This is a genomic window from Burkholderia sp. 3C, from assembly GCF_054589155.1.
This window is the reverse complement of record NZ_BAAILN010000103.1, coordinates 7,363-12,774: the sequence shown is the minus strand read 5'-3', so window position 1 is coordinate 12,774 and position 5,412 is coordinate 7,363. Positions and strand designations below refer to the sequence as shown.

General features: G+C 68.6%; 3 protein-coding genes and 2 riboswitches. All 3 genes read left to right on the top strand.

Annotated elements, in window-relative coordinates; translation table 11 throughout:
* Positions 1-505 precede the first annotated feature (505 nt).
* Positions 506-607, top strand: a riboswitch (glycine riboswitch).
* A gap of 35 nt (positions 608-642) precedes the next feature.
* Positions 643-766: riboswitch (glycine riboswitch) on the top strand.
* Positions 767-862: 96 nt separating this feature from the next.
* Positions 863-1,981 carry a glycine cleavage system aminomethyltransferase GcvT gene (gene gcvT, locus ACYP33_RS20690; protein WP_459623720.1) on the top strand — a complete coding sequence of 373 codons (1,119 nt, stop codon included), beginning with the start codon at positions 863-865 and terminating at the stop codon, positions 1,979-1,981.
* 58 nt (positions 1,982-2,039) lie between these two features.
* Complete coding sequence (gene gcvH / locus ACYP33_RS20685) at positions 2,040-2,420, top strand: glycine cleavage system protein GcvH (protein ID WP_414443558.1); 381 nt, start codon at positions 2,040-2,042, stop codon at positions 2,418-2,420.
* Between the two features lie 63 nt (positions 2,421-2,483).
* Positions 2,484-5,412, top strand: a 2,929-nt coding sequence (gene gcvP, locus ACYP33_RS20680) for an aminomethyl-transferring glycine dehydrogenase (RefSeq protein WP_459623718.1), incomplete at its 3' end; no start/stop codon positions are given.

Sequence of the window (5,412 nt, the reverse complement as noted above, 5' to 3'; positions counted from 1 at the left end):
GGCATCGCGCGGCGCGCCGTCGATTCCGCGCCCGGCTTTCTCCCGCTCCGTTTCATCCCGCAAGCCGCCATGGCGCGGCCTCGCGCGGCGCTCCCGGAGCCCGCTCCGCGCGACTTGTTCACCGCTCGCCCACCGATTATCCCAAGGCTTGTCCACCGCGAACGGGCAGTTGCCCACCGCTTATCCCACGGTTTCCGGCCCCCTTTCCACAGCTTTTTCAGCGCTTTTCCACCCGGTTATCCACCGCCTTATCCCACGATTCGCCCCTGCTTATCCACCCGTTACCCACCGCCTGCCCACCGCTTATCCCCAGCGAATCCCGCGCTTGCCCACGTAGTCATCCACACGATTTTCCACAGCCGAACAGCCGGTTACCCCCTGCCGTTCCACACCTTGTCCACCGGTTTATCCCCAGCCTCGCCACGCAGGCGTGCGACATCCGCCTGCCGCCAGGCGACATGAATTTGCGCAAATTGACAAGCCGTTGGGCCTCGCGTACATTCGCCGGCACGCGTCGGGAGAGCGCGCAGCAGCCAGTACATCGGCTCGCCGCGCCGCCGAAGGGGCACACCCGCAAACTCTCAGGCAAAAGGACCGACCGCGTCGAAACACCGTGCGCGCCGCCAATGCGGCGCGTCGCGCGTTTCGAACTCTGGAGAGCGGCAGTAGCCCGTGCGAACGCACCGGCAAGCTGCCCACCGAAGGGGCGCGCGCAGGCCGGTCACGGCCGCGCAATCTCTCAGGTACCAAGGACAGAGGGGCTTGGCAAGGATTCACTGGCGTCGTGTCGCCCGTGCATCCCGCGAATTGCCAGATCGTTGTCACGCTCGCGCACCCGCGCGAACGGAACCCCGAGGCCCCGATGACCGCACTCAAACACACCCCGCTTCACGCCGCGCATACGGCGCTCAATGCCCGCATGGTCGATTTCGGCGGCTGGGACATGCCCGTGAACTACGGCTCCCAGCTCGACGAGCACCGTGCCGTGCGCACCGATGCGGGCATGTTCGACGTGTCGCACATGTGCGTCGTCGATTTCCGCGGCGAGCGCGTGCGCGCGTTCTTCGAGCACGCCATCGCCAACCACGTCGGCAAGCTGCAAACCCCGGGCAAGGCGCTCTACTCGTGCCTGCTGAACCCGGAAGGCGGCGTGATCGACGACCTGATCGTCTATTACTTCACCGAAAACTTCTTCCGCGTGGTGGTCAACGCCGGCACCGCCGAGAAAGATCTCGCCTGGTTCGCGCGCCTGAACGCCGACGGCGGCTTCGGCCTCGAGATCACGCCGCGCCGCGAGCTGGCGATCGTCGCCGTGCAAGGCCCGAACGCGCGCGCCAAGGCCTGGGACACGATTCCCTCGGCCCGCGCCGCCACCAGCGAACTGAAACCGTTCAACGCCGCGCAGGTCGCCGGCACGCCGTTCGGCGACCTCACCGTTGCCCGCACCGGCTACACGGGCGAGGACGGCTTCGAGATCATCGTGCCGGCCAGCCACGTCGAAGCGCTGTGGAATGCGCTGGTCGCCCAGGGCGTGCGCCCGGCCGGGCTCGGCGCGCGCGACACGCTGCGCCTCGAAGCCGGCATGAACCTCTACGGCCAGGACATGGACGACACCGTCTCGCCGCTCGACGCGGGCCTGGCCTGGACGGTCGACCTCGCCGCCCCGCGCGATTTCGTCGGCCGCGCCGCGCTCGAAGCCAACGGCCAGCGCGCCGCCTTCGTCGGCCTGATCCTCCTGAAGGAAAACGGCAAGGCAGGCGGCGTGCTGCGCGCCCACCAGAAGGTCGTCACCGCGCACGGCGAAGGCGAGATCACGAGCGGCACCTTCTCGCCCACCATGCAGGAATCGATCGCGTTCGCGCGCGTGCCGGCCGGCGTATCGGCGGGCGATGCGGTGCAGGTGCAAATCCGGGACAAAAACCTTCCCGCGCGCGTGGTAAAACTCCCGTTCGTGCGCAACGGCAAGGTGCTGGCCGTCTGACGGCCGCCTCCCGCGCGCACGGCGAACTTCAACGCACAACCCCAATCAGGAGCATCCGATGAGCAACGTCCCGGCCGATCTGAAATACACCGACGAACACGAATGGATCCGCACCGAAGCTGACGGCACGCTGACGGTCGGCATCACCGATCACGCGCAGAGCACGCTCGGCGACATCGTCTTCCTCGAACTCCCGGAAGTCGGCAAGCAGTTCAAGGAAGGCGAGGCAGTCGGCGTCGTCGAATCGGTCAAGGCCGCTTCCGACATCTACTCGCCGGTATCGGGCGAGATTCTCGCCGTCAACGCCGACGTGGTCGACACGCCGGAATCGGTCAACGAAGACGCCTACGAAGCCTGGCTCTTCAAGATCAAGCTCGCCCCCGGCGCCAGCACCGACAAGCTGATCGACGCAGCCGCGTACACCAAGCTGATCGACTAAGCGTTTTACGACCCGCGCGGCGCGCCCGGCTCCGGTGCGCGCCGCCACCCCGCAGGACATGCCATGAAGCTCGACCATCCGGATCACCTGATGAACCGCACGCCCCTCTCGCTCGCCGCGCTCGAAACGCACGACGCGTTCGCCGAACGCCATATCGGCCCCGACGCCGCCAGCCAGCAGGCGATGCTCGACACGCTCGGCTTCGCGTCGCGCGCGGCGCTGATGGATGCGGTGATTCCCGCCGCGATCCGCCGCGACGAAACGCTGCCGCTCGGCCCGTTCACGCAGCCGAAAAGCGAAGCGGAAGCGCTCGCCGCGCTGCGCGAGCTGGCGAATCAGAACCAGGTGTTCCGGACCTTCATCGGCCAGGGCTATTACAACGCGCATACGCCGGCCGTGATCCTGCGTAACGTGCTCGAAAATCCGGCCTGGTACACGGCCTACACGCCGTACCAGCCCGAAATCTCGCAAGGCCGCCTGGAGGCGCTGCTGAACTTCCAGCAAATGGTGACCGACCTCACCGGCCTCGCCATCTCGAACGCCTCGCTGCTCGACGAGGCCACCGCCGCCGCCGAGGCGATGACGCTGCTGCAACGCAACGGCAAGCCGAAGTCGAACCGCTTCTTCGTGGCCGACGACGTGCTGCCGCAAACGCTCGAAGTGATCCGCACGCGCGCCGTGCCGGTCGGCATCGAAATCGTCACCGGCCCGGCCGCGCAAGCCGCCGAGGCCAACGCGTTCGGCGTGCTGCTGCAATACCCGGGCGTGGACGGCGACGTGCGCGACTACCGCGCGCTGACCGAAGCCGTGCACGCGGCCGGCGGCCACGTGGTGGTGGCGGCCGACCTGCTCGCGCTGACGGTGCTGACGCCGCCGGGCGAATGGGGCGCGGATGTCGCGATCGGCAACACCCAGCGCTTCGGCGTGCCGGTCGGCTTCGGCGGCCCGCACGCCGCGTACCTCGCGGTGCGCGACGAATTCAAGCGGCAGATGCCGGGCCGGCTGGTCGGCGTGACCGTCGATGCGCAAGGCAAGCCGGCGATGCGCCTCGCGCTGCAAACGCGCGAGCAGCACATCCGCCGCGAGAAGGCCACCTCCAACGTGTGCACGGCGCAGGCGCTGCTCGCCATCATGGCCAGCTCGTACGCCGTCTATCACGGCCCGCGCGGCCTGAAGACCATCGCGCTGCGCGTGAACCGCATCGCCGGCCTGCTGGCCGCGGGCCTCGGGCAGCTCGGCTTCGCGCTCGTCAACGACACGTTCTTCGACACGCTGACCATCGAAGCCGGCGCGCAGGCCACGGCGCTGCACGACGCGGCGCGCGGCAAGCGCATCAACCTGCGCCGCGCCGGCGAAACGCGCGTCGGCGTGTCGATCGACGAAACCACCACGCGCGCCGACCTGGCCGACCTGCTGGCCGTGTTCGCCACGGTGGCGGGCGCCGCCGCGCCGTCGGTCGAGGAACTCGACGCCGCGCTGCCGGGCGCGCCGGTGCTGCCGGCCGACCTCGAACGCACCAGCGCCTACCTGACGCACCCGGTGTTCAACCGCCATCATTCGGAAACGGAAATGCTGCGCTACCTGCGCAGCCTGTCGGACAAGGATCTCGCGCTCGACCGCTCGATGATCCCGCTCGGCTCGTGCACGATGAAGCTGAACGCCACCTCGGAAATGCTGCCGGTCACCTGGCCCGAATTCGGCCAGATCCACCCGTTCGCGCCGGAAGATCAAACGGTGGGCTATCGCACCATGATCGCCCAGCTCGAACAGATGCTGGTGGCGGCCACCGGCTACGCGGCCGTGTCGCTGCAGCCGAACGCCGGCTCGCAGGGCGAATACGCGGGCCTGCTGATCATCGACGCGTATCACGCCTCGCGCGGCGAAGGCCATCGCGACGTCTGCCTGATCCCGGCGTCGGCGCACGGCACCAACCCGGCCTCGGCGCACATGGCCGGCATGAAGGTGGTGGTGGTGGCCTGCGACGAGCAGGGCAACGTCGACATCGCCGACCTGAAGGCCAAGGCGGATCAGCACTCGGCCAACCTGGCCGCGATCATGATCACCTACCCGTCCACCCACGGCGTGTTCGAGCAGAACGTGCGCGAGATCTGCGAGATCGTGCACGCGCACGGCGGCCAGGTGTACGTGGACGGCGCCAACATGAACGCGATGGTCGGCCTGACCGCGCCGGGCCAGTTCGGCGGCGACGTGTCGCACCTGAACCTGCACAAGACGTTCTGCATCCCGCACGGCGGCGGCGGCCCGGGCGTCGGCCCGGTCGCGGTCGGCGCGCACCTCGCGAAGTTCCTGCCGAACCAGCGCTCGACCGGCTACACGCGCGACGCCGACGGCATCGGCGCGGTGTCGGCCGCGCCGTACGGCTCGGCCTCGATCCTGCCGATCTCGTGGATGTACATCGCGATGATGGGCGCGCGCAACCTGACGGCCGCCACCGAGGTGGCGATCCTCAACGCGAACTACATCGCGCGCCGCCTCGCGCCGCATTACCCGGTGCTGTATTCGGGCCCCGGCGGCCTGGTCGCGCACGAATGCATTCTCGATTTGCGCCCGATCAAGGAATCGAGCGGCATCACGGTGGACGACGTGGCCAAGCGCCTGATGGACTACGGCTTCCACGCGCCAACCATGAGCTTCCCGGTGCCGGGCACGCTGATGGTCGAGCCGACCGAATCGGAATCGCAGGAGGAACTCGACCGCTTCATCGACGCGATGGTGGCGATCCGCGAGGAAATCCGCGCCGTCGAGGAAGGCCGCGCCGATCGCGAGGACAACCCGCTGCGCCACGCGCCGCACACCGCCGCGGTGGTCACCGCGAACGAGTGGAACCACGCCTATTCGCGCGAACAGGCCGCGTTCCCGGTGGCGTCGCTGGCCGCCGGCAGCAAGTACTGGCCGCCGGTCGGCCGCGCCGACAACGTCTACGGCGACCGGAACCTGTTCTGCGCCTGCGTGCCGATGTCCGACTACGCCT